This is a genomic window from Mesorhizobium carmichaelinearum (assembly GCF_900199455.1).
Lineage (GTDB): Bacteria > Pseudomonadota > Alphaproteobacteria > Rhizobiales > Rhizobiaceae > Mesorhizobium > Mesorhizobium carmichaelinearum.
In genome coordinates this window covers 1-383 of record NZ_FZQR01000194.1, presented here as the reverse complement: position 1 = coordinate 383, position 383 = coordinate 1, and the positions used below count along the sequence as shown (strand labels likewise).

Here is a 383-nt window from a genome sequence, read left to right as displayed (position 1 = left end):
ATCCAGCAGGTTCGCCTGGCCGGCGACGGCACGGATAGTTCCGGTGGCATCAAATACTGCCGTCATCACCAGCGCCAGAACGCTTGGCAGGACTACAGGATTCAGCGCGCCCATAATGTCCAGGCTGCCAATCAGTGAATTGCCGTTTTCATCGCTCAATGAAGGCATGGCGAAAACGCCGGAGAAATGGACGTTAGGATCGAAGATCAAACCGACAATTGAGATACCGATAATGGTCAGCAGAATGCCACCAGGGACTTTCAGTTTTTCCAGGCCGATGATCACCGCCAGACCTACCAGTGACATAATCACCGGGAAGGTCGCGAAATCACCCAGCGCAACGGGCAGACCATCAAGCGGGTTTTTAATCACCAGACCGACAC

The 383-nt window shown here is 54.0% G+C and carries 1 pseudogene; it reads right to left on the bottom strand.

From position 1 onward, the window contains the following. A pseudogene (ghxP, locus tag CKW40_RS42625) lies at positions 1-383 on the bottom strand (guanine/hypoxanthine transporter GhxP); the annotation flags it as partial.